At 74.0% G+C, this 23,435-nt stretch carries 19 protein-coding genes; 9 read left to right on the top strand and 10 right to left on the bottom strand.

Translation table 11 applies throughout. The features are described from left to right. Positions 1–7: 7 nt before the first annotated feature. The 5 genes from pflA to ACFVHB_RS07055 all read right to left on the bottom strand — a co-directional run bounded on the left by pflA (position 8) and on the right by ACFVHB_RS07055 (position 7,624). Positions 8–778, bottom strand: coding sequence for a pyruvate formate-lyase-activating protein (pflA, locus tag ACFVHB_RS07075; RefSeq protein ID WP_380316362.1), 771 nt, complete (start codon positions 776–778; stop codon positions 8–10). A gap of 95 nt (positions 779–873) precedes the next feature. Then, positions 874–3,141, bottom strand: a complete 2,268-nt coding sequence (gene pflB, locus ACFVHB_RS07070) for a formate C-acetyltransferase (RefSeq protein ID WP_380316359.1) — start codon at positions 3,139–3,141, stop codon at positions 874–876. A 22-nt stretch (positions 3,142–3,163) separates the two neighbouring features. Beyond that, the gene (gene adhE, locus ACFVHB_RS07065) at positions 3,164–5,839 is read right to left on the bottom strand and encodes a bifunctional acetaldehyde-CoA/alcohol dehydrogenase (RefSeq protein ID WP_380316356.1); all 2,676 of its coding nucleotides are present in this window, start codon (positions 5,837–5,839) and stop codon (positions 3,164–3,166) included. Between the two features lie 205 nt (positions 5,840–6,044). After that, the gene (locus ACFVHB_RS07060) at positions 6,045–6,902 is read right to left on the bottom strand and encodes a universal stress protein (RefSeq protein ID WP_380316353.1); all 858 of its coding nucleotides are present in this window, start codon (positions 6,900–6,902) and stop codon (positions 6,045–6,047) included. A 218-nt stretch (positions 6,903–7,120) separates the two neighbouring features. Then, the gene (locus tag ACFVHB_RS07055; protein WP_380316351.1) at positions 7,121–7,624 is read right to left on the bottom strand and encodes a pyridoxamine 5'-phosphate oxidase family protein; all 504 of its coding nucleotides are present in this window, start codon (positions 7,622–7,624) and stop codon (positions 7,121–7,123) included. Between the two features lie 277 nt (positions 7,625–7,901). Between ACFVHB_RS07055 and ACFVHB_RS07050 the strand changes: the two genes are divergently transcribed. From ACFVHB_RS07050 to ACFVHB_RS07020, 7 genes are all read left to right on the top strand, one after another. Beyond that, entirely contained in the window at positions 7,902–9,296 is a 1,395-nt protein-coding gene (locus ACFVHB_RS07050; protein ID WP_380316348.1) for an amino acid permease, read from the top strand. A 114-nt stretch (positions 9,297–9,410) separates the two neighbouring features. Next, entirely contained in the window at positions 9,411–10,634 is a 1,224-nt protein-coding gene (locus ACFVHB_RS07045) for an arginine deiminase (protein ID WP_380316345.1), read from the top strand. A gap of 22 nt (positions 10,635–10,656) precedes the next feature. Beyond that, positions 10,657–11,661: an ornithine carbamoyltransferase gene (gene argF, locus ACFVHB_RS07040; RefSeq protein ID WP_380316343.1), complete on the top strand. Its 1,005-nt coding sequence runs from the start codon at positions 10,657–10,659 to the stop codon at positions 11,659–11,661. 2 nt (positions 11,662–11,663) lie between these two features. Continuing rightward, on the top strand, positions 11,664–12,611 hold the full coding sequence (locus ACFVHB_RS07035) for a carbamate kinase (RefSeq protein ID WP_380316340.1): 948 nt from the start codon (positions 11,664–11,666) through the stop codon (positions 12,609–12,611). 15 nt (positions 12,612–12,626) lie between these two features. Then, a complete protein-coding gene (locus ACFVHB_RS07030) occupies positions 12,627–13,397 on the top strand; it encodes an HPF/RaiA family ribosome-associated protein (RefSeq protein WP_380316337.1) in 771 nt (256 codons plus the stop codon). A 254-nt stretch (positions 13,398–13,651) separates the two neighbouring features. After that, the gene (locus ACFVHB_RS07025) at positions 13,652–14,347 is read left to right on the top strand and encodes a CBS domain-containing protein (protein WP_380316334.1); all 696 of its coding nucleotides are present in this window, start codon (positions 13,652–13,654) and stop codon (positions 14,345–14,347) included. A 9-nt stretch (positions 14,348–14,356) separates the two neighbouring features. After that, positions 14,357–14,959: a CBS domain-containing protein gene (locus ACFVHB_RS07020; protein ID WP_380316331.1), complete on the top strand. Its 603-nt coding sequence runs from the start codon at positions 14,357–14,359 to the stop codon at positions 14,957–14,959. 141 nt (positions 14,960–15,100) lie between these two features. Here the strand turns inward: ACFVHB_RS07020 and ACFVHB_RS07015 are convergent, their stop codons facing one another. Then, entirely contained in the window at positions 15,101–16,141 is a 1,041-nt protein-coding gene (locus ACFVHB_RS07015) for a zinc-dependent alcohol dehydrogenase family protein (RefSeq protein WP_380316328.1), read from the bottom strand. Between the two features lie 317 nt (positions 16,142–16,458). Here ACFVHB_RS07015 and ACFVHB_RS07010 point away from each other — a divergent pair, with 317 nt between their 5' ends. Further along, a complete protein-coding gene (locus tag ACFVHB_RS07010; protein WP_380316325.1) occupies positions 16,459–16,989 on the top strand; it encodes a hypothetical protein in 531 nt (176 codons plus the stop codon). Between the two features lie 125 nt (positions 16,990–17,114). Here the strand turns inward: ACFVHB_RS07010 and ACFVHB_RS07005 are convergent, their stop codons facing one another. Further along, the gene (locus tag ACFVHB_RS07005) at positions 17,115–17,915 is read right to left on the bottom strand and encodes a hypothetical protein (protein WP_380316322.1); all 801 of its coding nucleotides are present in this window, start codon (positions 17,913–17,915) and stop codon (positions 17,115–17,117) included. Positions 17,916–18,477: 562 nt separating this feature from the next. Then, positions 18,478–19,434, bottom strand: coding sequence for a proline dehydrogenase family protein (locus ACFVHB_RS07000; protein WP_380316319.1), 957 nt, complete (start codon positions 19,432–19,434; stop codon positions 18,478–18,480). A gap of 170 nt (positions 19,435–19,604) precedes the next feature. Here ACFVHB_RS07000 and ACFVHB_RS06995 point away from each other — a divergent pair, with 170 nt between their 5' ends. After that, complete coding sequence (locus ACFVHB_RS06995; protein ID WP_380316316.1) at positions 19,605–20,564, top strand: GlxA family transcriptional regulator; 960 nt, start codon at positions 19,605–19,607, stop codon at positions 20,562–20,564. A 42-nt stretch (positions 20,565–20,606) separates the two neighbouring features. Here ACFVHB_RS06995 and ACFVHB_RS06990 read toward each other — a convergent pair whose 3' ends face one another. Together ACFVHB_RS06990 and ACFVHB_RS06985 are read right to left on the bottom strand one after the other, a co-directional pair. After that, positions 20,607–20,774: a hypothetical protein gene (locus ACFVHB_RS06990; protein ID WP_380316313.1), complete on the bottom strand. Its 168-nt coding sequence runs from the start codon at positions 20,772–20,774 to the stop codon at positions 20,607–20,609. A gap of 142 nt (positions 20,775–20,916) precedes the next feature. After that, entirely contained in the window at positions 20,917–23,289 is a 2,373-nt protein-coding gene (locus ACFVHB_RS06985) for a glycoside hydrolase family 65 protein (RefSeq protein WP_380316514.1), read from the bottom strand. Positions 23,290–23,435 lie beyond the last annotated feature (146 nt).

Raw genomic sequence — 23,435 nt, 5'->3', positions numbered from 1 at the left:
CCGCGGTTCAGGTCGTGCACAGGCCGTGCGCGGCGAAGACCGCCCGGGCGGCGGCGGTCTGGTCGGGGGTGGGGACCGGGGTGTCGGCCAGGGGGAAGTCGAGGCCGAGTGCCCGCCACTTGGCGGCGCCGAGCTTGTGGAAGGGCAGGACGTCGACGCGGGTGACGTTGCCGAGCGAGGCGGCGAAGGAGGCGACCCCCTCGACGTTCGCGGCGGCGTCGGTGAGGCCGGGGACGAGGACGAAGCGGACCCACACCTCGGTGCCGAGGTCGGCCAGGCGGCGGGCGAACGCGAGGGTGGGGGCGAGGTCCTGCCCGGTCAGGTGCCGGTAGAGGGAGCGGTCCCAGGACTTGATGTCGAGCAGGACGAGATCGGTGTCGGCGAGCAGCGCGTCGCCGGCGCGGGCGCCGAGGAAGCCGGAGGTGTCCAGCGCGGTGTGCAGGCCCAGCTCGTGCTTGAAGCGGTGCAGCAGCTCGGCGGTGAGGGCGGGCTGGAGGAGTGGCTCGCCGCCGCTGACGGTGGCGCCGCCGCCGGAGGCGCGGATGAACGCGGTGCACTTGGCGGCCTCCCGGACGATCTCCTCGGCGGAGCCCGGGCGGCCGTCGCGCAGGTGGCGGGTGTCGGGGTTGTGGCAGTACCGGCAGCGCAGCGGGCAGCCGGCCAGGAAGGCGACGAAGCGGGTGCCGGGGCCGTCGACGCCGGTGGACAGGTCCCAGGAGTGCAGGCGGCCGGTCACCGGGGGCCGGCTGGCGGGGGTGCTGGGCACGGTGTCGGTCATGGGGAGTGCTCCTCAGGAGGGGCGGCCGGGCCGGGCCGCGGTGCCGGCCGCCGTGGTCGGGGAGGCGGTCGGCACCGCGTGCGGGTGGGTCGGGGCTACAGCGCGTCGTGGAAGGTGCGGCCGATCACGTCGAGCTGTTGCTCGCGGGTGAGCCGGACGAAGTTGACCGCGTAGCCGCTGACCCGGATGGTCAGCTGGGGATGGTTCTCCGGGTGGGCCATGGCGTCCAGCAGGGTGTCCCGGTCGAGGACGTTGACGTTCATGTGGAAGCCGTGGCAGGTGACGTAGCCGTCCAGCACGCCGACCAGGTTGGCGATGCGCTCCGCCTCGGTGCGTCCGAGCGCGTCCGGCGCGATGGTGTTGGTGAGCGAGATGCCGTCCTCGGCGTGTTCGTAGGGCAGTTTGGCGACGGACAGCGCGCTGGCGACGTAGCCGTGGCTGTCGCGGCCGTTCATCGGGTTGGCGCCGGGGGAGAACGGCTCGCCGGCCCGGCGGCCGTCCGGCGTGTTGCCGGTCTTCCTCCCGTAGACCACGTTGGAGGTGATGGTCAGGACGGACTGGGTGTGCTCGGCGCCGCGGTAGGCGGGGTGCTTGCGGACCTTCCGCATGAACTCCTCGACCAGCCGGACGGCGATCGCGTCCACCCGGTCGTCGTTGTTGCCGTACGCCGGGTGGTCGCCCTCGATCAGGTAGTCGGTGACCAGACCGGTCGCGTCCCGCACCGGGACGACCTTCGCGTACTTGATCGCGGCCAGTGAGTCGGCGGCCACCGCGAGCCCGGCGATCCCGCAGGCCAGGGTGCGCCGCACGTCCCGGTCGTGCAGGGCCATCTCGATCCGCTCGTAGGCGTACCTGTCGTGCATGTAGTGGATGACGTTCAGCGCGTGGACGTACGTCCGGGCGAGCCACTCCAGCTGCTCGTCGAAGCGTTCCATCACCTCGTCGTAGTCGAGCACGTCCCCGCCGACCGGGACGGTGGCCGGGCCGACCTGCTCGCCGGACAGCTCGTCCCGGCCGCCGTTGACGGCGTAGAGCAGTGTCTTGGCGAGGTTGACCCGGGCGCCGAAGAACTGCATCTGCCGGCCGACCTCCATCGCGGAGACGCAGCAGGCGATCGCGGTGTCGTCGCCGAAGCGCGGGCGCATCAGTTCGTCCGACTCGTACTGCACCGAGGAGGTGTCGATCGACACCTTGGCGCAGAACTCCTTGAAGCCGCGCGGGAGTCGCGGCGACCAGAAGACGGTCATGTTCGGTTCGGGGGCCGGGCCCAGGTTGTACAGGGTCTGCAGGTAGCGGAAGGAGGTCCGGGTGACCAGGGTCCGTCCGTCCGTGCCCATGCCGCCGATCGACTCGGTGACCCAGGTCGGGTCGCCGGAGAACAGCTCGTCGTACTCGGGGGTGCGCAGGAAGCGGACGATCCGCAGCTTGATGACGAAGTCGTCCACCAGCTCCTGGGCCTGGCGTTCCGTCAAGCGGCCGGCGTCGAGGTCCCGCTGGAGGTAGACGTCGAGGAAGGTCGAGGTGCGGCCGAGCGACATGGCGGCGCCGTTCTGCTCCTTGACCGCCGCCAGGTAGGCGAAGTACAGCCACTGGATCGCCTCCCGGCCGGTGCGGGCCGGCCCGGAGACGTCGTGGCCGTACGCCGCGGCCATCTCCTTGAGCTCCCCCAGCGCCCGGATCTGCTCGGCGAGTTCCTCGCGCTCGCGGATCGTCTCCTCCAGCCGCGCCGGATCGGTGGGAGCGGCGTCCAGCCCCGCCTTCTCGACGAGCTTCGCCTCGACCAGCCGGTCCACGCCGTAGAGGGCGACCCGGCGGTAGTCGCCGATGATCCGGCCGCGTCCGTAGGCGTCGGGCAGGCCGGTGATGACGCCGGCCTTGCGGGCGGCCCGGATCTCGGGGGTGTAGGCGTCGAACACCCCGTCGTTGTGGGTCTTGCGGTAGCGGGTGAAGACCTCCTCCAGCCGCGGGTCGACCGGGTAGCCGTAGGTCTTCAGCGCACCGGCGACCATCCGCCAGCCGCCGTTCGGCATGATCGCGCGCTTGAGCGGGGCGTCGGTCTGCAGACCGACGATCAGTTCCCGCTCGCGGTCGATCCAGCCGGGCGCGTGCGCCGTGATGGTGGACGGAACGTCGTACGAGACGTCGTACACGCCCTTGGCGCGCTCCTCGGGGAAGCGGTCGGTGATCTGCCGCCACACCTCGGCGGTCCGCTCGGTCGGGCCGGCCAGGAAGGCGGCGTCGCCCTCGTACGGGGTGTGGTTGCGCTGGATGAAGTCGCGGACGTCGATCGTGTCCTGCCAGACCCCACCGCGGAAGCCCTCCCAGGCGGAGGAGGTGGGCCGCGCGTGCTGCGAGGTGGTCATCTCGGTCTCCCTTCCCGGGCCCTCAGGCCCGGTCGCCGTAGTAGGCCTGGCGCATCAGCCGCTGCAGGTCGGCGAGCATCGGCATCCGCGGGTTGGCGGGTGCGCACTGGTCCTCGTAGGCGTTCATCGCCTGCTGCGGCAGGGCGGCCAGGAAGGCCGCCTCGTCCACGCCGGCCGCCTTGAACGAGCGCGGGATGCCCACCCGGTCGCGCAGGTCCTCGACCGCCGCCGCGAGCGACTCGACGCCCTGCTCCGGGGTGGCGGCCGGCAGGCCGAGCGTCCGGGCGATCTGCTGGTAACGCTCCGGGGCCAGGTAGCTCTGGTACTTGGGCCAGCCGGTCACCTTGGCCGGGGCGGAGCCGTTCCAGCGGATCACGTGCGGCAGCAGCAGTGCGTTGGTGCGGCCGTGGGCGACGTGGAAGGTGGCGCCCAGCGTGTGCGCCATGGCGTGCACGGCACCCAGGAAGGCCGAGCCGAAGGCCATCCCGGCGATCGTCCCCGCGTTGTGCATCTTCTCCCGGGCCACCGGGTCGTCGGGGCCGTCGGTCACGGCCCGCTCCAGGTGGTCGAAGACGAGCCGGATGCCCTGCAGCGCCAGTCCGTCCGTGAAGTCGTTGGCGTAGACCGAGACGTAGGTCTCGATGCAGTGGGTGAGCGCGTCGAAGCCGGTGTCCGCGGTGACGTCCTTCGGCAGCCCGGTCGTGAGCGCCGGGTCCACGATGGCCACGCTCGGGGTGAGCGCGTAGTCGGCCAGCGGGTACTTCTGGCCGGTGGCGGTGTCGGTGATCACCGCGAAGGGGGTGACCTCGGAGCCGGTGCCCGAGGTGGTCGGGACGCACACCAGCCGGGCCTTCTCGCCGAGGTCGGGGAAGGTGAAGGCGCGCTTGCGGATGTCGAAGAACTTCTCCTTCAGGTCGGCGAACTCGACCTCCGGGTGCTCGTACATCAGCCACATCACCTTGGCCGCGTCCATCGGCGAACCGCCGCCGAGGGCGATGATGGTGTCCGGTTCGAAGTCCCGCATGAGGGCGGCGCCCCTGCGCACGGTGTCGATGCTCGGGTTGGGCTCCACGTAGTCGACGACCCGGACCTCGACCGGTTCCCGCCGGCGGTCGAGCACGCCCCGGATCCGCTCCAGGTGGCCGATCGCCACCATGGTGTGGTCGGTGACGACGACGATCCGGTGCGCGCCCGGCATGCTCGCCAGGTACTTGACGGAGTCGCGCTCGAAATAGATCTTCGGTGGGACCTTGAACCACTGCATGTTGGTGTTGCGCCGCCCGATCCGCTTGATGTTGACGAGGTTCAGCGCCGAGACGTTCCCGGCCACGGAGTTGTGTCCGTAACTGCCGCAGCCGAGGGTCAGCGACGGCGTGAAGGCGTTGTAGACGTCACCGATCCCGCCCTGCGAGCTGGGCGCGTTCCAGATGATCCGGCAGGCCTTGACGGCGTGCCCGAACTCCTCGACGAACGCCGCGTCCTCGGTGTGCACCGCGGCCGAGTGCCCCAGGCCGTTGAACTCCACCATGGCGGCCGCCAGTGCGGTCCCCTCGCGGCGGGACCCGGCGGTCAGCACGGCCAGGACGGGGCAGAGCTTCTCCCGGGTCAACGGCTCCTCCGGTCCGACGCGCTCGCAGTCGACCAGGATCACCGAGGTGTCGGCCGGCACCTCGAACCCCGCCGCCTCCGCGATCCACGGGGCCGGGCGGCCCACGACGGCGGCGTTCAACCGGTCGCCGGCGCAGGCCGTGCCACTGCCGGCCGGGCCGTCCGCCGGACCGTCACCCGAGCCGAACAGGTACCGCTCCAGCAGCGTCTTCTCCTCGGCGCTCGCGTGGTGCGCCTTCAGCTTGCGGAACTCGGCGAGCGCCGCGTCACGGATCTCCGCGTCCAGCACGACGGCCTGTTCCGAGGCGCAGATCATGCCGTTGTCGAAGGTCTTGGAGAGGACGATGTCGTTGACGGCCCGGCGGACGTCGGCGCTCCGCTCGACGTACGCCGGGACGTTGCCCGCCCCGACGCCCAGCGCCGGCTTGCCGCAGGAGTACGCCGCCCGGACCATCGCGTTCCCGCCGGTGGCCAGGATCGTCGCGACGTCGGGGTGGTTCATCAGCGCGTGGGTCGCCGCCATCGACGGCTCCTCGATCCACTGGACGCAGGACCGCGGGGCGCCGGCCGCGACCGCCGCGTCCCGCACGATCCGGGCGGCCTCGGCCGAGCAGTGCTGGGCCGAGGGGTGGAAGGCGAAGACGATCGGGTTGCGGGTCTTGAGCGCCAGCAGGCACTTGAAGATCACGGTGGAGGTGGGGTTGGTCACGGGGGTGATGCCCGCGACCACACCGACCGGCTCGGCGATCTCCACGATGCCGTCGACGTCGTCCCGGTGCACCACGCCGACGGTCTTGGTCCGGCCCATCACGTGCGTGACGTTCTCGCACGCGAAGACGTTCTTCACGGCCTTGTCCTCGAACAGGCCGCGCCCGGTCTCCTCGACCGCCAGCGCGGCGAGCCCGGTGTGCTCCGCCAGGGCCGCCAGGGAGGCCTTCCTGACGATGTGGTCGACCTGCTCCTGCGTGAAGGAGGCGTACTCCCGGAGGGACGTCAGGGCGGAGGCGACCAGCCGGTCGACGGCCGCCGGCGGGGTGGGCAGGCTGCTCGCGGGAGCCGGCTTCGCCTCGTGCTTGGGGCGAGGGGACATGCTGGTCTGCCTTTCCGGGTCGTCGTTCGGGGGTCGGGGCGCCGGCGGGGGCCGCGAGCGCCTTCGTTTCCAGGCTTCCTCGTGGGAGCGCGGCGGGGATCCGACCTTCGGGACCCTCCCGCGGCCCGAAGGTCCCGGGTCCGCCGCGCGGTTGGTCCCGGCGCCGGGCTCCCGCGGTCGCGCCCGCCGGGATGCGCGGGTCCGCTCAGTCGTGCGGTACGACGGCCACCGGGCTGTGCGCGTGGTGGAGCACCGACACGGCCACCGGTCCCAGCCGGGGCCCGGCCATCGGGTGCCTGGCCAGGCGCCGTCCCAGCACCACCAGGGAGGCGCTGCGGGAGGCCTCCACCAGTGCCCGTGCCGGACTCCACGGGCACACGTCCGCCTCGGTGCGGACCTCGGGGTACTTCTCTCGCCAGCGGGCCAGCGCGTCCCGGAGGCGTTGCCGCTCGGCCGCCGCCAGCGACTCCCCGATCTCCCGTTGTTCCACCGGGGCCTCGGTGCTGTACGGGCCGTGGGACGTGTTCCGGCTCTCCACCGCCCGCAGGACGGCTCCGGTGTCGGCCGCGTGCCGGAAGGCGAAGGCCAGCACGGGGTCGCACGGCCGGTCACCTTCGACGCCCACGACGACGTCGCCGGGCGATCCGCCCCGCCCGTCCGCTCCGGCGCGGACCAGCACCACGGGGCAGGTGGCGCGGGCGGCGGCCCGCAGACCGACGGAGCCGACCAGCAGCCCGGCGAAGCCGCCGACGCCGCGCGACCCCAGGACCAGTACCTCGGCCCGGCGGGAGACGGCGAGTGTCTCCGCGGCGTTCCCGGGAAGGATCTCCAAGGACACCTCCAGCCCGGGCAGGGCGGCCGTGACGCGGTCGCGGATCGCCGTCACGGGCTCCGGCACCGGCCGCCCGCCGCGGAGATCGCGGTCGAGGGCGTCGACCTCCGCGCCCGCGACGTGGACCATCCGCAGGCCGAGTCCCCTCCGGTGGGCCTCCTGGGCGGCCCACTCGGCAGCGGCCGCGCTCTGCGCCGAACCGTCGATCCCCACCACCACGCTGTGAGACATGTGCGTGACCTCCTCGGTCCTCGGCGGCCGCGGCACCCGTGTGCGCGGCCCGTCCGGCGACCAGCCTCCCGTCCGGCCCACGACCGGCCACAGGGGCCGAGGAGCCCCACCGCGGCGCCGAAGGTCCCGGCCGGCGACGGGGCCGCGGCCGGACGACGGAGAGCGCCGGCCGGCGCCGCTGACCGGCTGAACCGGGGCGGACCCCCCGTCCCTCCGGGTCAGGGCCGGGGGTCCGGCAACAGACGGCCGGTGACCAGTTCGGGCCGGATCCGGATCGAGACCTGGCGGGCCGGCCGCGCCTCCGGCGCGGCCGGGGCCTCCTCGGTGCGGGGCCCGTCCTCGGCGGGCTCGTCCCCGGTGGGCCCGTCCTCGGCGGGCTGGTCCTTGGTGGGTTCGCCCCCGGCGGGCTCGTCCTCGGCCGGATCGTCCGAGACGTCCGCCCGCCCCAGCACGGTCACGCTCCACCCGGTTCCGTCCGTCGCGTCGACCTCCCCGGCCTCGAACGCCACCAGCGCTCCGGCGACCGCCCGCACCAGTTCCGATCGCGCGGTGGCGCGCAGCAGCACGCTGCCGTCCCGGCCGAGCCGGTAGCGGATCGGCAGGACGGCCGGCAGGGCGCCGACGGTGTAGACCACGCGACCGACCGAGGCGCCCGCGAGCAGACGCAGGCAGCGCCGCTGGTCCAGCGGGTCGGGTGCGGCGGGGGCGCGGTCCGGTTCCATGGGCTCGATTCTTCGCGTCGCCACCGCGGCGGACGAGGGTCGTTCGGTCCCCGAACGGCCGCCTGGTGGGCCCGGGCCGGCCTGCCCGGGGCGGCCCGGGCCGGTCGTCCCGGGCAGGCCGGCCGGGACCCTCGGACGCCCGCACCGGGACCCGTGGCGACCGGACAAGGGACCGATGACCCCTGCTGCGCGGTGCCCCGGCCCTTCGAGGATCGGTCCCGGCGAACGCGGCGACCCGGTCGCGACCGCCTCCGGCTCGTCACGAAGGAGCACCCGCATGTCCACAGCCGACCAGGGAAGACCACCGGCCGACCGGTCGCCGAAGGAGAGGTCCTTCGGGCTGCCCGCGGCGACGGCGCTCGTCGTCGGCAGCATCATCGGGACCGGGGTGTTCGCGCTGCCGTCCGCCCTCGCCCCCTACGGGCCGATCGCGCTGGTCGCGTTCGTGCTGGTGACGATCGGCGCGCTGGCGCTCGCCGTCACGTTCGGACGCCTGGCCGAACGCTCCCCGGGCAGCGGCGGTCCGTACGTCTACGCCCGCGAGGCGTTCGGCGAGTTCGCCGGCTTCCTGACCGCCTGGTCGTACTGGATCACGGCGTGGGCGGGCAACGCGGCCATCGCCGTGGCCTGGGTGGGATACGTCGAGGTGTTCGTCAACAAGGGGCACCACACCTGGGGATCCGTGGCGATCGCCCTGGTGGGGCTCTGGGTGCCCGCCGCCGTCAACCTCGCCGGCGTGCGCAGCATGGGGGTCTTCCAAGTCGTCACCACCGCGCTGAAGTTCCTGCCGCTGGCGTTCATGGCGACGGCCGGTCTGCTGTTCGTCAAGTCCGGCAACCTCGGCGCCTTCAACGCCTCCGGCACCTCGGCGCTCGGCGCGGTCTCCGCGGCCGGGGCGATCGCCCTGTTCAGCTACATCGGGCTGGAGACCGCCTCGGTGGCCGCCGGCCGGGTCCGCGACCCTCGGCGCAACGTGCCCAGGGCGACCGTCTACGGCACGCTGGCCTGCGCGGTGATCTACCTGCTCGGCACCCTCGCGGTGTTCGGGACCGTCCCGCACGCCCGACTCGTCGGCTCCAGCGCGCCGTTCACGGACGCGGTGAACAACATCGCGGGGGGCACCTGGGCGGGGAACCTGGTCGCCGCCGCGGCGATCGTCTCCGGGCTCGGCGCGCTCAACGGCTGGACGCTGATCTGCGCCGAGATGCCGATGGCGGCGGCCCGCGACGGGCTCTTCCCCGCCGCGTTCGCCAGGACCAGGGGCGAGGTGCCCGCCGTCGGCATCGTCTCCGCGACGCTCCTCGCGTCGGCGCTCACCGTGATCAGCTACACCCGGTTCACGCAGGTGTTCACCGAGATCGTGCTGCTCAGCGTGCTCACCGCGGTCATCCCGTACCTCGTGTCGGCCGCCGCCCAACTGCTCCGGCTGGTCCGGAGCGGCCGGGAGGAACCGGACCGCCGGAGGTTCGCCCGGGACGTCACCGTCACGGTCCTCGCGCTGGCCTTCTCGTACTGGTCGATCCAGGGCAGCGGCTACCAGACCGTCTACTACGGCCTGTTCACCATCCTGCTCGGCATCCCCGTCTACATCTGGCTCAAGCGGAACACCGGGCGGTCCGCCCCGGACCCGGCCGCCGCCGCCCGGCCGCCCCACTCGGCCCGGCCCGCCTGACCGCCCGCCGTCCCGCGCCGCGCGCGCCCCGTCCCGCGACAGCCGCACCGACGCCGGCGGCACCGGCACCGCCCGCACCCACGCCACCCGCACCGATCACGAGGAGTACCCCCCATGTCCGCTCTGCGCGTCGATTCCGAGGCCGGCCGCCTGCGCCAGGTGATCCTGCACCGCCCCGGCCTGGAACTGTCCCGGCTCACCCCGGGCAACGTCGACGAGCTGCTGTTCGACGACATCCTGTGGGCCAAGCGCGCCCGGGAGGAGCACGACGCCTTCGCCCAGGTGCTGCGCGACCACGGCGTCCGCGTCCACCACTACGCCGACCTGCTCGGCGAGACCCTCGAACTGCCGCCGGCCCGCGCCTGGCTGCTGGGCCAGGTGGTCACCGCCGCCACCGTCGGCCCCGCCCTGGTCGACCCGGTCCGCGAGCTGTGCGGCCAACTGGACGGCACGACGCTGGCCGCGTACCTGATCGGCGGCGTCCTCAAGGACGACCTTCCGCTCAGGACCCCGCACAGCCTGGTCTGGCACACCCTCGGAGACCAGGACTTCGCCCTGCCGCCCCTGCCCAACCACCTCTTCCCGCGCGACAACTCCTGCTGGATCGGCGCCCGGTACAGCCTCAACCCGATGGCCCGCCCGGCCCGCAGCCGGGAGACCCTGCACACCGCCGCCATCTACCGCTTCCACCCGCTGTTCGCCGAGACCGCGCCGCCGTTGCTCGACGGCACCGCCCCCGTGCCGGGCACCACCCTGGAGGGCGGCGACGTGCACGTCGTCGGCGAGGGCGTGGTCATGGTCGGGATGGGCGAGCGCACCACCCCCCAGGCCGTCGAACAGCTGACGCAGACGCTGTTCCAGTACGGCGCGGCGCGGCGGGTGATCGCCGTGCGGCTGCCCGAGAGCCGGGCCTTCATGCACCTCGACACCGTCCTGACGATGATCGACCGGGACACCTTCGTCCGCTACCCCGGCCTCGTCGAACCGCTGCGCTCCTGGACCCTGACCCCCGCCCCCGAACGGCCCACCGGCTTCGACGTCCGCCCCGACACCGACCTCGCGGCCTCCCTCGCGGAGGGCCTCGGGCTGGAGAAGGTCCGCTTCCTCTCCGCCGACCAGGACGTCCGCGCCGCTGAACGCGAACAGTGGGACGACGGCAGCAACTTCCTCGCGCTGGAGCCCGGCGTCGTCGTCGGCTACGAGCGCAACACCACCACCAACACCCACCTGCGCAAGCAGGGCGTCGAGATCGTCACCATCGCCGGCTCCGAGCTCGGCCGCGGCCGCGGCGGCCCGCGCTGCATGAGCTGCCCGATCCAGCGCGACGCCGTCAACTGAACCGATGCGAGGAGAGAAAGCCATGACCGACGACCTGCGCGGCCGGCACTACCTCACCGAAGCGGAGTTCACCGCCGCCGAGATCCACCACCTCCTCGACCTCGCCGCCGAGCTGAAGGCGGCGCGCCTGGCGGGCACCGAGACGCCGCGGCTGACCGGCCGCCGGATCGCCCTGATCTTCGAGAAGAACTCCACCCGCACCCGCTGCGCCTTCGAGGTCGCGGCTGCCGACCAGGGTGCCACCACGACCTACCTCGGCCCGGACAGCTCGCACATCGGCCACAAGGAGAGCATCGCCGACACGGCCCGGGTCCTCGGCCGGATGTACGACGCCATCGAGTACCGGGGCTTCGACCAGGACACCGTCGGCGAACTCGCCCGCCACGCCGGCGTCCCCGTGTACAACGGCCTGACCGACGCCTGCCACCCGACGCAGAGCCTGTGCGACGTCTTCACCATGCGCGAGCACAGCCGCCGGCCACTGCGGGAGATCTCCTTCTGCTACCTCGGCGACGCCCGCAACAACACCGCCAACTCCCTGCTGACGATGGGCGCCCTGCTGGGCATGGACGTGCGGATCGCCGCACCGCGCGTGCTGTGGCCGCAGCCGCGGGTGGTCGCCGCCGCCCGGCGGCTCGCGCTGGAGGGCGGCGCCCGGATCACCCTCGTCGAGGACGTCGCGGAGGCGGTCAGCGGCGCCGACTACCTCTGCACCGACGTGTGGGTGTCGATGGGGGAGGCGCCGGAGAGGTGGCGCGAGCGGGTCGAGCTGCTCCTGCCCTACCAGGTGAACGCCAAGACCCTGGCGGCCACCGGGAATCCCGACACCGCGTTCCTGCACTGCCTCCCCGCGCTGCACGACCGTCGCACCGACCTGGGCGCCGAACTCGCCGACCGGTACGGCCTGGACGGCCTGGAAGTCACCGACGAGGTCTTCGAATCGCCGGCGAGCCTGGTCTTCGACCAGGCGGAGAACCGGATGCACACCATCAAGGCGATCCTGGTCGCCACCCTCGGAAGGGACTGATCATGCGCATCGTCGCCGCCCTCGGCGGGAACGCCCTGCTCCAGCGGGGAGAACGCCCCGACGCCGCAATCCAGTTGAACCACGTCCGGCGGTCCGCCCGGTCGATCGCGGAACTCGTCGAGGCCGGGCACGAGGTGGTCGTCACGCACGGCAACGGCCCGCAGATCGGCCTGCTCGCCGTCGAGAGCGAGACCGACCCGGCCCTCACCGCGCCCTACCCGTTGGACGTCCTCGGCGCCCAGACCCAGGGCATGATCGGCACCCTGCTCGCCCGCGAACTCCGCGGCCGCCTGCCGGGGAAGGCGGTGGCCGCCCTGGTCACCCACACCGAGGTCGACCCGCACGACCCGGCCTTCACCCACCCCGCCAAGTTCATCGGGCAGCCGCTCACCGACCGGCAGGCCCAGCGGCTCTCCCGCGAACTCGGCTGGACCACCGCAGCGGACGGCCGGGACCGCCGCCGCGTCGTCCCCTCACCCGAACCCGTGGCGGTGCTCGAAGCGCCGCTCGTCCGGCAACTCCTCGGCAGCGGAACACTGGTGATCTGCGCCGGCGGCGGCGGAGTGCCGGTCGTCCACGACCGCGACACCGGCCGGATCACCGGCGTCGAGGCGGTCGTCGACAAGGACCGCACCGCCGCGCTGCTGGCCGAACAGCTCGACGCGGACGCGCTGTTGATCCTCACCGACGTCACGCACGTTTTCACCGGCTTCGGCAGCGCCCACCCCCGGCCGCTCCTCACGGCCACCCCGGGGTGGTTGCGCGGCCTGGACCTGCCGGAGGGCTCGATGCGCCCCAAGGCCGAGGCCGCCGCCTCGTTCGTCGAGCGCACCGGCGGACTCGCCGCCATCGGCCCGGTCGACAACGCCCTCGGCATCCTCCTCGGCACCACCGGGACGGCCGTCCGCGCGGCCGTGCCCGCCGGTGCGCCGTCCCACCATGCCGCCTGACCGGAAGGAAGTCCGATGACATCCCTGCAGACCCCGCCCGCCGTCGACGTCCGGGTGACGACCCGCGGACCGGTGTCCCTGGCCGCGCCCGACTACGCGAGGGCGAAGGTCCGGGCGCTGCTCGACCGGGCCCACGAGCCCGTGCTGGCGGCTCGGGTGAAACTGTCCCAGGAGTCCCACCGCGCGGTCGCCCGCCCGTCCCTCGCGCAGGTCATGGTCGACCTCGACGGCCGCCCGGTCCGGGCGCACGTCGCGGCCGCCACCATGCAGGAGGCCGTCGACCTGCTCCAGGACCGGCTCAGGGTCCAGCTCTCCAAGGCCCGGCAGCGCCACCACGCCCCGCGCGGCGAACGGACGGACCGGCGCGGGGACGGGCACCGTCCCGAGCGGGTCGTCCGGCCCGCCGGGGAGCGGCGGATCGTGCGGCACAAGACCTACAGCCTGTCCCGGCAGCACGCCTGGGCGGCGGTGCTCGACCTGGAGGCGCTGGACTACGACTTCCACCTGTTCACCGACGCCGCGAGCGGCTTCGACAGCGTGGTCTACCGGGACGAGCGCACCGGGGCCCACCGGATCGCCTCGGCCGGCGTCCTCGCCGACCCCGTTCCCGGGCTGACCGTGAGCACGGCCGCCGTTCCGGAGCTGACGGTCGCCGACGCCGCCGGGCGCCTCGACCTGACCGGCCTGCCGTTCGTCTTCTTCACCGACGCGGCCAGCGGCCGGGGCAACGTCCTGTACCGCCGGTACGACGGCCACTACGGTCTCATCACTCCGGCCCAGGAGTAGGCACGGACCGGCCACCGCACCGCTGCACGAGCGCCGGTGGCAGTCGGCCGTCACGACCGACCGCCACCGGCGCGCACCGGCACGTACGTCCCGTCGATCGAGGGTGCGCGCACGCCGCCCACCAGGTCCCCGGCGTCCCGGGCCGAACCGGCCCGGTCGACAGGGACCGACCGGCCCTGTTCGCGGACGCCGGGCGGGCGGAGAGTGGAGACGGGACCTTCCCTTCCGGGTTCGTCGGAGAAGGAGTGAGCACGATGCAGCACCGCAGCGTCAGTGACGTGATGACCCGTGAGGTCGTCACGGCTCGGCCCGACACTCCGTTCAAGGAGATCGTGGCGCTGTTCCACCGAAACGACATCACCGCGATCCCCGTGCTCGACGACCAGGGCCGCCCGTTGGGCATGGTCTCCGAAGCCGACCTGATCCGCAAGGAGGCGGTGCTCCCGGATCCGGAGGGGCACTCCCCGGGCCGCTGGCTGCGCCCCGAGGACCGCGCCCGCGCCGAGGCCGAGACCGCCGGCGGGCTGATGACCAGCCCTGCCGTCGTCGCCCGCCCCGGCTGGTCGGTGCCCGAGGCCGCGCGCGCCATGGACAAGCACAAGGTCAAGCGGCTGCCCGTGGTCGACGAGATCGGCCGCCTGGTCGGCATCGTCAGCCGCCGGGACCTGCTCCAGGTCTTCCTGCGGCACGACGCCGCCATCCGCGAGGAGATCACCCACGACGTCCTGGGCCAGACGCTCTGGCTCGCGCCCGGTGACGTCCAGGTGGCGGTGGTCGACGGCGTGGTCACCCTGAAGGGAAGGCTTCCGCGCCGCAGTCTGATCCCGATCGCCGAGCAGCTGTGCCGCGCCGTCGACGGCGTGGTCGCCGTCCACCACGCGCTCGACTGGACCGAGGACGACACCAGCCCCCGGCTCGAACGTCCCCGTGCCTATCACGCCGCTTCGTAGGAGGTCACCGTGACCAGCACACCGAGCACCGTCGGCGACGTCATGACCCACGCGGTGGTCGCCCTCGGGCGCGACGCGGACTTCCGCGAGGTCGCCGAGACCCTGCAGCGCTGGCAGGTGAGCGCGGTCCCCGTCCTGACCGGCGACGGCCGGGTGATCGGCGTGGTCTCCGAGGCCGACCTGCTCACCGCCCGGGACCGGGACGGCGAGCGCGCCGACGCCCTGACCGCCGGGCGGATGATGTCCGTCCCCGCCGTCACCGTCCACCCCGGCAGCCCGCTCAACGAGGCCGCCCGGGCGATGGCCCGCGGCCACCTCAAGCGCCTCCCGGTGGTCGACGAGGAGGACTACCTCGTCGGCATCGTCAGCCGGGGCGACCTGCTGAAGGTCTACCTCGGCGACGACCGCGAGCTCGCCGAGCGGGTCCGCTTCGAGCTGGTCGCCACGCTCGGCCCGGCCGCCGCGGTGGACACCGACGTCCGGTCCGAGAACGGCCGGATCACCCTGTCCGGCGACCTGCCCGACACCGTCTCCGCACCCGTCCTGGAACGCCTGGTGCGGGCCGTGCCCGGGGTGGTGGGGGTCGAGCTGCGGCTCACCACGCCGGCCTGACGAGGGCAGAACCGGTGACCGGCCGCCCGGTCCCCGTCGAGGGGCCGCCCCGGCGTCGGTTCCGGGGCGGGCCGCGGCCGGGGACCGCCCGTCCCGGCGCTCCTCCTCCTCCGGGGCCAGGACCTATTCCGGGACCAGGACCTATTCCGGGACCAGGACCGCCACCCCCGTCACCCGGTCCGCCGAGAGGTCCGCGAGCGCCGCGTCCGCCTGCCGCAGCGGGTAGCGGCGCACGCGGACCACCGGGCGGGTGCGGGCCGCCTCCGTCAGGTACGCCCGCCCGTCGGCCCGCGTGTTGGCGGTGACGCTGCGCAGCGTGCGCTCCTGGAAGAGGTGCCGCCGGTAGTCGAGCACCGGGATGTCGCTGAGGTGGATGCCGGCCACCGCGAGCGTTCCGCCGCGGTCCAGCGCCGCCAGGGCGACCGGCACCAGCTCGCCGACCGGGGCGAAGAGGATGGCGGCGTCCAACGGCTGCGGGGGCGGGTCGTACGAATCGCCGGCGAAGCCCGCGCCGAGCTCCAGCGCCAGGCGCCGGGCTTCGGCTCCCCGGGTGAACACGGCCACCCGCGCGCCGCGGGCGAGGGCGAGCTGGGCGGTCAGGTGCGCGGATGCGCCGAAGCCGTAGACGCCCAGGAGCCCGCCCGGGGGCAGTTCGGCCCGCTCCAGGGCCCGGTAGCCGATGATTCCGGCGCACAACAGCGGGGCGAGGTCCTCGGCGGGCGGGCCCTCGGGCAGCCGGTAGGCGAAGCGGGAGTCGGCGGTCAGGTGGCCGGCGTAGCCGCCGTGCCGGTCCCAGCCGGTGTAGCGCGAGTCCGGGCAGAGGTTCTCCCGCCCACTGCGGCAGTAGGCGCAGCTGCCGCAGGTCCGGGCCAGCCACGCCACCCCGGCCCGGTCCCCGACCGCGAACCCGTCGACCTCGGCACCGATCGCCCGCACGCGGCCGACCGCCTCGTGCCCCGGGGTGCACCGCGCCGATCTGGGGGCGAGGTCGCCTTCCGCCAGGTGCAGGTCCGTGCGGCACACCCCGCACGCCTCCACCTCCACCAGGATCTCCCGGGGCCCGGGCCCGGAGAGCGACCGCTGCTCCCACACCAGCGGCCCCCGGCCCGCCGTGCCGACCGGGCCCGGGTGTGCCACCACCCACGCCCCGGTCTCTCCCGGTACGTCTCGTGCCGTGTCCACCGCCACCTCCTGTCCACGGCCGGGCCCCGGCAACACCCACCCCGCCCGCCGTCGTCGCGCCCGTGTCCCAGGATCGTCCCGGCGGCGCGGCCGCGCATCAGGTGCCGTCCGCCGTGCCCGTCGTCCGCCGTGCCCGTCGTGCCCGTCGTCCACCGCGGCCGTGCTGCGGCTCCCTTCCGTCCGGAAGGGACGACCCGCGGTGACGGTCCGCCAGCGGCGCACAATGGAGGGGCACGACCATCGTGCGGGCGACGGCGCTCACCGAACCGCGCCGAGGCGCCGGCGGGTCCCTGGTCGGGCCGAGGCCGGGAGGAACCATGCCGAAAGCCCCGAATCCTCTGATCGACGACGGCGACCGCAGGGGTGTGCTGTCGGCCGTGGCACGCGCCGTGCACCGGTCCCGCCTCCGCCACCCGCCGCCCGGACCGGATCGTCCGGCGCAGCTCCTCGCCCTGGCCGCGGTGGTGGCGGACGCCGTGGGGGAGCAGCTGACGGCGGACCGGGTGGTCGCCGCCTGCGGCGATCCGGGGCCGGTTCCGGGCGAGGTGGCCCGGACCGCCGCGAGACAGGCCGTCCAGTACCTCCACATCGCGACGCGGCTGCGCGATCTGGCGGCCGACGGCGACGTGGCGCTGCTCAGGGAGCGGGCCCTGCGGCTGGTGCTCTACCACCAGTGGATGCTGCGCCAGAGCGCCAACTTCGCGTTCACCTCGCATCCGGACGCGCGGACGGAGCAGGCCAGGCTGCGGATCAACGGCCTCGGCGCGCCGGGCGACCGGCTGCGCGAGTTGTACCAGGAGGTGCGTGCGACGGCCGGGCGGGCCGACCGGCCGGAGGCGGGCGCGTGACGGCGAGCGGTGCCGCCGTGCGCCCGCGCCGCCTGCGGGCCGCCGTTCTCCGGGCGTGGCGGCCACGTGCGCACCGGGCACGCCGGGAGCGGCGGCGCGGGCGGGTTCCTCGCCCGGGGCGTCGATCAGCGGATGGCGCTGGCGAGGCCGATCCCCAGGAGGCGGTCGAGGAAGGCGAAGGTCTCGAACTTCGCGCCGCCCGGAGTGCCGTCGGTCTCGGTCCGGGCGAGGAGGTCGAGGAGGGCCGGGGTGTCGAGGCCGGCCATGGCCGTGCGGGCCTGGTGGCGTGTGGCGGCCGGTAGCGGGGACGACGGTTCCTCGGCCCAGACGGCCATGGCGGACCGCCAGCGGACCAGGGTCCGCCGGGCGGCGTCGACGGCGGTGTCCGTCAGGGCCAGCGGCTGGTCGTACCTGCGGGTCAGCAGTGCCAGCCGTAGGTCGAGCGGTCCGCTCGGTTCGGACCGGTCCGCGGGCCGGGTGGCGTCCGCGGCCGTGTCCGGCGGGAGGAGCGGGGCGACCAGGACTTGGGTCTCCCCGTCCGCGTCCCCGTCCCTGTCGCTGCCCGCCGCCGTCCGCTGGGCCACCCGGACGGTGGCCGGACCGCCGACCTCCTCGGCGACCTCTCGAACGCTGCCGTAGGCCGTCGGCGGGTGGATGCCGAGGAGGCCCGCGCGGTGCAGGAAGCCCGCCCAGCGGTCGTCGTCACGGCCGGGGCCGACGAAGACGACCAGCGCCTGACCGCCGAGCAGTTCGCAGCTGCGTCCCAGCAGGTCGGCGACGAGCGGCACCCGCAGGTCGTCCGGGGCGGCGGTCGGTTGGACGTGTGCGCTGACCCGCAGCGGGAAACGCCGCAGCAGCGCGGTGGGGAGGAGCTGCGCCTCGGTGCCGTGCGGACCGGGCTCGCGCGCCTCCGGCACGGGGGTCATCCCGGTCATCGGGCAGCCCGTGGACGTGTCGACGGGCCGGGACGGCGGCGGCGTCCCGCGCGCCTGTCCCGCCGTCCGGCGGAGGGAGGCCCGGGGCACGGGACGAGGGCGTGCGCCGGCCGTCCGTCGCCGCTGACGGGCGCTGCCGCGGTGCCGAGCGGGACCAGCCGGCAGCCGGTGCCCCCAGCGGGCCGGGGCCCCGTTCCGGCGCGAGCGCCCTCAGGGCGGTGTGCGGTGGCCATCGGCGGTCAGCACCGCCATTCGTAGGCGTCGCTGTCGTCGTCCCAGCCGACCGCGTCCCGGGCGTCCGCCAGGTCGTCGAGCCCGTCCGGGTCCAGCTCACGGTACTCATCGGGTTCCACCGTTCAGTCCCTCTCCGTCGGTAGGCACCTCACCGGCTCGCAGCGGCGTCCGGTCGTGGTCACCGGGGGTCGTCCTCGCTCCGCTCCTTCTTACCCGGTTCCCGCCTGCTCGGCCGCCCGGGTGCGGCGGAGGTGGGACGGCGGCGGCGCCGACGGTGCCGCGTGCTCCTCCCCGCCGTCCCGCGGCGGGCGGAGGTTGGTCACGCAGCGGCGTCGACCAGGGCTTGGAGCAGGCGCTGCGGGTCCTCGGCGATCCTGTTGCAGACGTAGAGCCACCATTCGGTGCCGAAGACGACGTACTCACGGGTGGGGTGGCCCCGCTCGGCCATGGCCTCCAGGCGGTCGGGGCCGAGCCCGAGGAGGGTCTCGAACTCCCAGGGAGCGGCGGTGGACGCCCTTCCGCCGAGGTGGTGGTCGATGCGGTGGACGAGCTCCCGGTCGTGGGTGGCGAAGGAACACGGGTGGCCCGAGTCGGCCAGTCGCCGCGCGTAGCCGAGGTAGACGGCGGGGAGTGCGGGGTCCTCGCGCGGGTGGGCGATGGTCTCGGGTTCGAGGAAGGCGCCCTTCACCAGGCGGATGCGCCCGGGCAGGGCGAGGAGCCGGGGCAGGTCCTCCGCGGTGCGGTGCAACCGGGCCTGGACGGTGACGCCCACGTGGTCGAAGGACGCGCAGAGGGCGCGGTGCACGGCCAGCACGGCGTCCGTGCGGTCGGAGCCCTCGGCGGAGATCATCATCTCTCGGCCGGTGTCCGCCGTGGCCCGGGCCAGTCGACCGGCATTGGCGAGAGCGAGGTCCTCGGACACGGCGAGACCGATGTGGGAGAGGTCCAGGGAGATCGAGCAGCCGGGCGGCAGCAGTCGGGTGGCCTCGAGGAAGACGTCGGTCTCCGCGGTGGCCCGCCGCGGGTCACGACAGCTCTCTCCCATGTACTCGACGCTCACGCGATGGCCGGAGGCGAGAACGCGCTTCGCCCGCTCGACCGCGTCGGCCAGGGTTTCGCCGGCCGTGAAGCGCCGGGCGACCTTGCGGGCCAGCGGGCCGAGGACCGGGTCCTCGGGGACGCGCCGCTTGAGGTCCTCGTCGAGCGCGAGGGCGCGCAGGACCTGCGCGGCCTGCGAGGACACGGTGGTGTCGGAAACGGGTGACTGCGTGGTCATCGGGGGCCCAGCTTTCGGGACGGGGGAGCTACGGAGCTACGGGTCACGAGCCTTCCAGGGCGGGGCGCCCCGCTGGAGTGGCAGAAATGACAAGTAGGCTGAAATTCCTGCCACCCATTCCTGCCCTCACCTCCCTGCCATCACCTCGACGCGAGAGGAACGTGGAGCCGATGCTGCGCGATGTCGCCGTCCTCGCCCTCAACGGCGCCCACGCCTTCGAACTCGGCATCTTCTGCGAGGTGTTCGGCATCGACCGCAGCGACGACGCGTTGCCCCGCTACGACTTCGCCCTCGTCTCGGCGAGCGGCGGCAGCACCAGCACCCGCCACGGCTTCGAGGTCCGGGCCCCGCACGGCCCGGAACGCCTGGCGTCCGCGGACCTCATCTGCGTCCCGGCCTACGACCTGGGGGAGCGGCAGCCGGACGGCGTGGCCGAGGAACTGCGTGCCGCCGCCGAGCGGGGTGCCCGCATCCTGAGCATCTGCACCGGTGCCTTCCTCCTGGGCCAAGCCGGCCTGCTGGACGGACGACGGTGCACCACCCACTGGCGGTACACCGGGGAACTCGCCCGCCGCCACCCCCTGGCCCGGGTCGAATCGGACGTCCTCTACGTCGACGAGGATCCGGTCATCACGGGAGCCGGCACCGCCGCGGGCGTCGACACCTGCCTCCACCTGGTCCGCAAGGAGCACGGCAGCGCCGTCGCCAACGCGATCGCCCGTCGCATGGTGGCGCCCCCGCACCGGGAGGGCGGCCAGCGTCAATACCGGGAACGCCCCCAGCCCGGGGAGAGGACCGGGTCGCTGGCCGCCGTCCTGGTGTGGATCGAGGCCAACCTCGACCAGGACCTGACCGTCGAGGCGATGGCCCGTCGTGCCCACCTGTCCCCGCGCACGTTCGCCCGCCGTTTCCAGCAGGAGACCGGTACCACCCCCCTGCAGTGGCTGACGGGGCAGCGGGTCCTCCTCGCCCAGCAGCATCTGGAGGCCACCGACGAGTCGATCGCGGCCATCGCCCGGCGCGCCGGCTTCGGGACCATCGACAACCTCCGCCACCACTTCGCCCGCCGCCTCGGAACCACACCCCGGAGCTACCGGCGCACCTTCCACGCGCCCGACGACGAGTCATGACCGGGCATGACGGCCGGGCCCGGTCGATCGGCTGAGGCTTGCTCAGCGGCGGCCCAGGAGCCTCGCCAGGAGGCCGCCGCCCTTCTTCGCGTCGCGGTCACAGCTGCACCGGTCGGCCTTGGGGACGCCGGCGAGCACTTGGTCGACGTGCATGCCGCACCCCGCATAGCCGGCCTTGCCGCAGGTGCGGCACACAGTACGTCGACACATCGCCATACTCCTCGCGTGCGGTGCGGAAGGGGACCCTTCCGCCGTCCAATATACCTACGGGGGTATTTTTCCGGGCGGTGGGGTCAAGGGCTGCGATGGCGGGCGGACCCGGCCGTCGCGCTGTGGTGCGGGCCCCGGCCCGTCAGAGCCGGAAGACGCGCGCCTCGCCGGGCGCGACGGTGACCGACCTGCCCCGGAGGCGGATCGGCACCGGCTCCTGCCGGCTCTCCCGCACCCTGACCGTCACCGTCCGGTGGTCGGCGGCGACGACCACGCCCCAGTGACCGCGGTAGCGGAGTTCCAGTTCGAGGCGGCCGAGGGCGGACGGGAGGTGGGGGTCGAGCCAGAGCGCGTCCTCCCGGATCTCCAGGCCGGTGTAGCAGCGCTGGAGCAGGTCGACGGCGCCCGCCATGGCGCCCAGGTGGATGCCTTCCGCCGTGGTCCCGCCCCGGCCGTCGCGGAGGTCGGCCACCAGGGCGTCGCGGAAGTACCGCCAGGACGCCCGTCGGTCGGACCGGGTCAGCACCCAGGCGTGCACCACCGAGCTGAGCGTCGAACCGTGGACGGTGCGCCTGAGGTAGTAGGCGGTGGTGCGGCGCTGGAGTTCGTGCCGGGCGGGATAGCCGAGGTGGCGGAGCAGGTCCCGGACCTCGCGGGCGGAGAACAGGTACCAGATCATCAGCGCGTCCGCCTGCTTGGAGGCCTGGTAGCGGTTGACGGTGTCGCCCTCGGCCTCCAGGATCCGGTCGAGCCGGCGCAGGTCGGTGTAGCGGCCGCGGTAGGCCGTCCAGTCGAGTTCGGCGAGCCGCTCGTAACCGTCGAACTGGCTGAGCACCCCGTGGTGGAAGGGCACGTGGAGGCGCCGGCCGACCTCCCGCCAGCGGTCCAGCTCGGTGCCGTCCAGCGCCAGGCGTTCCAGCAGCTCGTCGCGGCGGTATCCGGGCAGGACGTTCAGGGTGTCCCGGGCGCGGGCGAGCACCCAGGAGGCGAGCAGGTTGGTGTAGGCGTTGTCGTCCAGTCCGGGGCCGTCCGCCCAGGGGTAGGCGTCGTGGTACTCGTCGGGTCCGAGCACGCCGCGGATCGACCACCGTTCCCGGGCCGGGTCGTACCGGGCCGCCGAGGACCAGAACCGGGCGATCTCCAGCAGCATCTCGGCCCCGGCGCCGGCCAGGAAGTCCAGGTCTCCGGTGGCCTGGTAGTACTGCCAGACGTTGTACGCGACCGCCGATCCGACGTGCCGCTGGAGGTGGCTGTGGTCGGGCAACCACCGCCCCGACAGCGGGTTGAGGTGGAGCCGTTGGGACTCCTCGCGGCCGTCGCTCCCGCTCTGCCACGGGTACATCGCGCCGCGCAGGCCCGCCTCCCGGGCGCCCTGCCGGGCCGCTTCGAGCCGTCGGTGGCGGTAGCGCAGCACGGCCCTGGCGAGCTCGGGGAACCGCAGGTTGAGCAGCTGGAGGACGAACAGTTCGTCCCAGAACACGTGGCCGCGGTAGGCCTCGCCGTGCAGGCCGCGCGCCGGGATGCCGACGTCGAGGTCGGCGGAGTGCTCGGAGTAGCTCTGCAGCAGGTGGAACAGGCTGAGGTGCAGCGGTCCGGCACCGTCGAAGTCCGCCTCGATCCGGCAGCGGTGCCACAGCTCCGCCCAGCGGACCTCGTGTTCGGCCAGCAGCGCCCCGAAGTCGGGAGCCCGGGCGGCGAGCAGCCGGGAGGCGTGCAGGGGCGTCTCGATCGCCGGATCGTGGGAGGTGTGGACCGCCACGGTCTTCTCGACCGTGACCGGCCGGCCGCGTCCGGCCCGCACGGTGAGGATCTGGGACGCCCGTCCCGTCCCGAGGTCCTCGGTGCCGCGCGCGGGTTCACCGGAGCCGCGCACCAGGGTGCGGGCGGCGAGCGCGATGCGCAGCGGGGAATGGCCGGCCGTGGCCTCCAGCCAGAGCAGGCCGTCCCCGTCGGTGCCGTGGCCGGCCGGTTCGAGGTGGCGGGAGGCGAGGCCGCGGTAGCGCGCGACCCCCGTGTTGGTGACGGTGCCGTCCAGGGCCGACCGGATCTCCAGCGGCCCCGACCAGTTCTCGGGCGTGAAGGTGCTCTCCAGCGCGACCAGGTGGGGCCGTGCCTGGCTGGCCAGGCGGCGCTGGACGAGCCGGGTCCGTCGCCCCCGGGAGTCCGTGACGAGGGCGCGCCGGGTGAGCACTCCCCGCCGCACGTCCAGTTCCACGGACTGCTCGGCGGGCGGGCCGGTGAACCAGTCGCCGCCGGCGGGGCGGAAGGTCAGTGGCAACCAGTTCGGGGCGTTGACCAGGTCCTCGTTGGTGACGGTCCGGCCCGCGACGGTTGAGGAGGCGCGGTCGTAGCAGCCGGCCAGGTAGGTGCCGGGGTAGTGGACACCGTCCGCGACCGATTCGGGGGCGGCGCCGCGCGTCACGAGGTAGCCGTTGCCCACGGCACAGAGCGCCTCGCGCAGGCCCTCCTCCGCGGGGTCGAAGCCCTCGTACCGCAGGGTCCACGGGTCCGGCATCAACGGGTACCCGGGCCCGGTCGGGGTGGATCCGTCCGCTGCCACGTGGCGACCTCCGCGCTGCCGGTCCGCCTCCGGTCCCGGTCTGCCTCCAGTGTGCGCAAGACGGCGTCGGGCCGCTCACCCGGCGGCGTCCGCGTCGGGCC

It is taken from the genome of Kitasatospora sp. NPDC127111, assembly GCF_042677465.1.
Taxonomy (GTDB): domain Bacteria; phylum Actinomycetota; class Actinomycetes; order Streptomycetales; family Streptomycetaceae; genus Kitasatospora.
Note: the sequence above shows the minus strand (reverse complement) of the source record. Positions and strands in the feature narration are given on the sequence as shown.

Bases quoted from the DNA above. Each gene is read 5' to 3' on its own strand.
- ACFVHB_RS07035 (WP_380316340.1), top strand. From the start codon at position 11,664: ATGCGCATCGTCGCCGCCCTCGGCGGGAACGCCCTGCTCCAGCGGGGA.
- argF (WP_380316343.1), top strand. From the start codon at position 10,657: ATGACCGACGACCTGCGCGGCCGGCACTACCTCACCGAAGCGGAGTTC.
- pflA (WP_380316362.1), bottom strand. From the start codon at position 778: ATGACCGACACCGTGCCCAGCACCCCCGCCAGCCGGCCCCCGGTGACC.
- ACFVHB_RS07005 (WP_380316322.1), bottom strand. From the start codon at position 17,915: ATGACCCCCGTGCCGGAGGCGCGCGAGCCCGGTCCGCACGGCACCGAG.
- pflB (WP_380316359.1), bottom strand. From the start codon at position 3,141: ATGACCACCTCGCAGCACGCGCGGCCCACCTCCTCCGCCTGGGAGGGC.
- ACFVHB_RS07045 (WP_380316345.1), top strand. From the start codon at position 9,411: ATGTCCGCTCTGCGCGTCGATTCCGAGGCCGGCCGCCTGCGCCAGGTG.
- ACFVHB_RS06995 (WP_380316316.1), top strand. From the start codon at position 19,605: ATGCTGCGCGATGTCGCCGTCCTCGCCCTCAACGGCGCCCACGCCTTC.
- ACFVHB_RS07010 (WP_380316325.1), top strand. From the start codon at position 16,459: ATGCCGAAAGCCCCGAATCCTCTGATCGACGACGGCGACCGCAGGGGT.
- ACFVHB_RS07030 (WP_380316337.1), top strand. From the start codon at position 12,627: ATGACATCCCTGCAGACCCCGCCCGCCGTCGACGTCCGGGTGACGACC.
- ACFVHB_RS07055 (WP_380316351.1), bottom strand. From the start codon at position 7,624: ATGGAACCGGACCGCGCCCCCGCCGCACCCGACCCGCTGGACCAGCGG.
- ACFVHB_RS07000 (WP_380316319.1), bottom strand. From the start codon at position 19,434: ATGACCACGCAGTCACCCGTTTCCGACACCACCGTGTCCTCGCAGGCC.
- ACFVHB_RS06990 (WP_380316313.1), bottom strand. From the start codon at position 20,774: ATGTGTCGACGTACTGTGTGCCGCACCTGCGGCAAGGCCGGCTATGCG.
- ACFVHB_RS07025 (WP_380316334.1), top strand. From the start codon at position 13,652: ATGCAGCACCGCAGCGTCAGTGACGTGATGACCCGTGAGGTCGTCACG.
- ACFVHB_RS07050 (WP_380316348.1), top strand. From the start codon at position 7,902: ATGTCCACAGCCGACCAGGGAAGACCACCGGCCGACCGGTCGCCGAAG.
- adhE (WP_380316356.1), bottom strand. From the start codon at position 5,839: ATGTCCCCTCGCCCCAAGCACGAGGCGAAGCCGGCTCCCGCGAGCAGC.
- ACFVHB_RS06985 (WP_380316514.1), bottom strand. From the start codon at position 23,289: ATGCCGGACCCGTGGACCCTGCGGTACGAGGGCTTCGACCCCGCGGAG.
- ACFVHB_RS07060 (WP_380316353.1), bottom strand. From the start codon at position 6,902: ATGTCTCACAGCGTGGTGGTGGGGATCGACGGTTCGGCGCAGAGCGCG.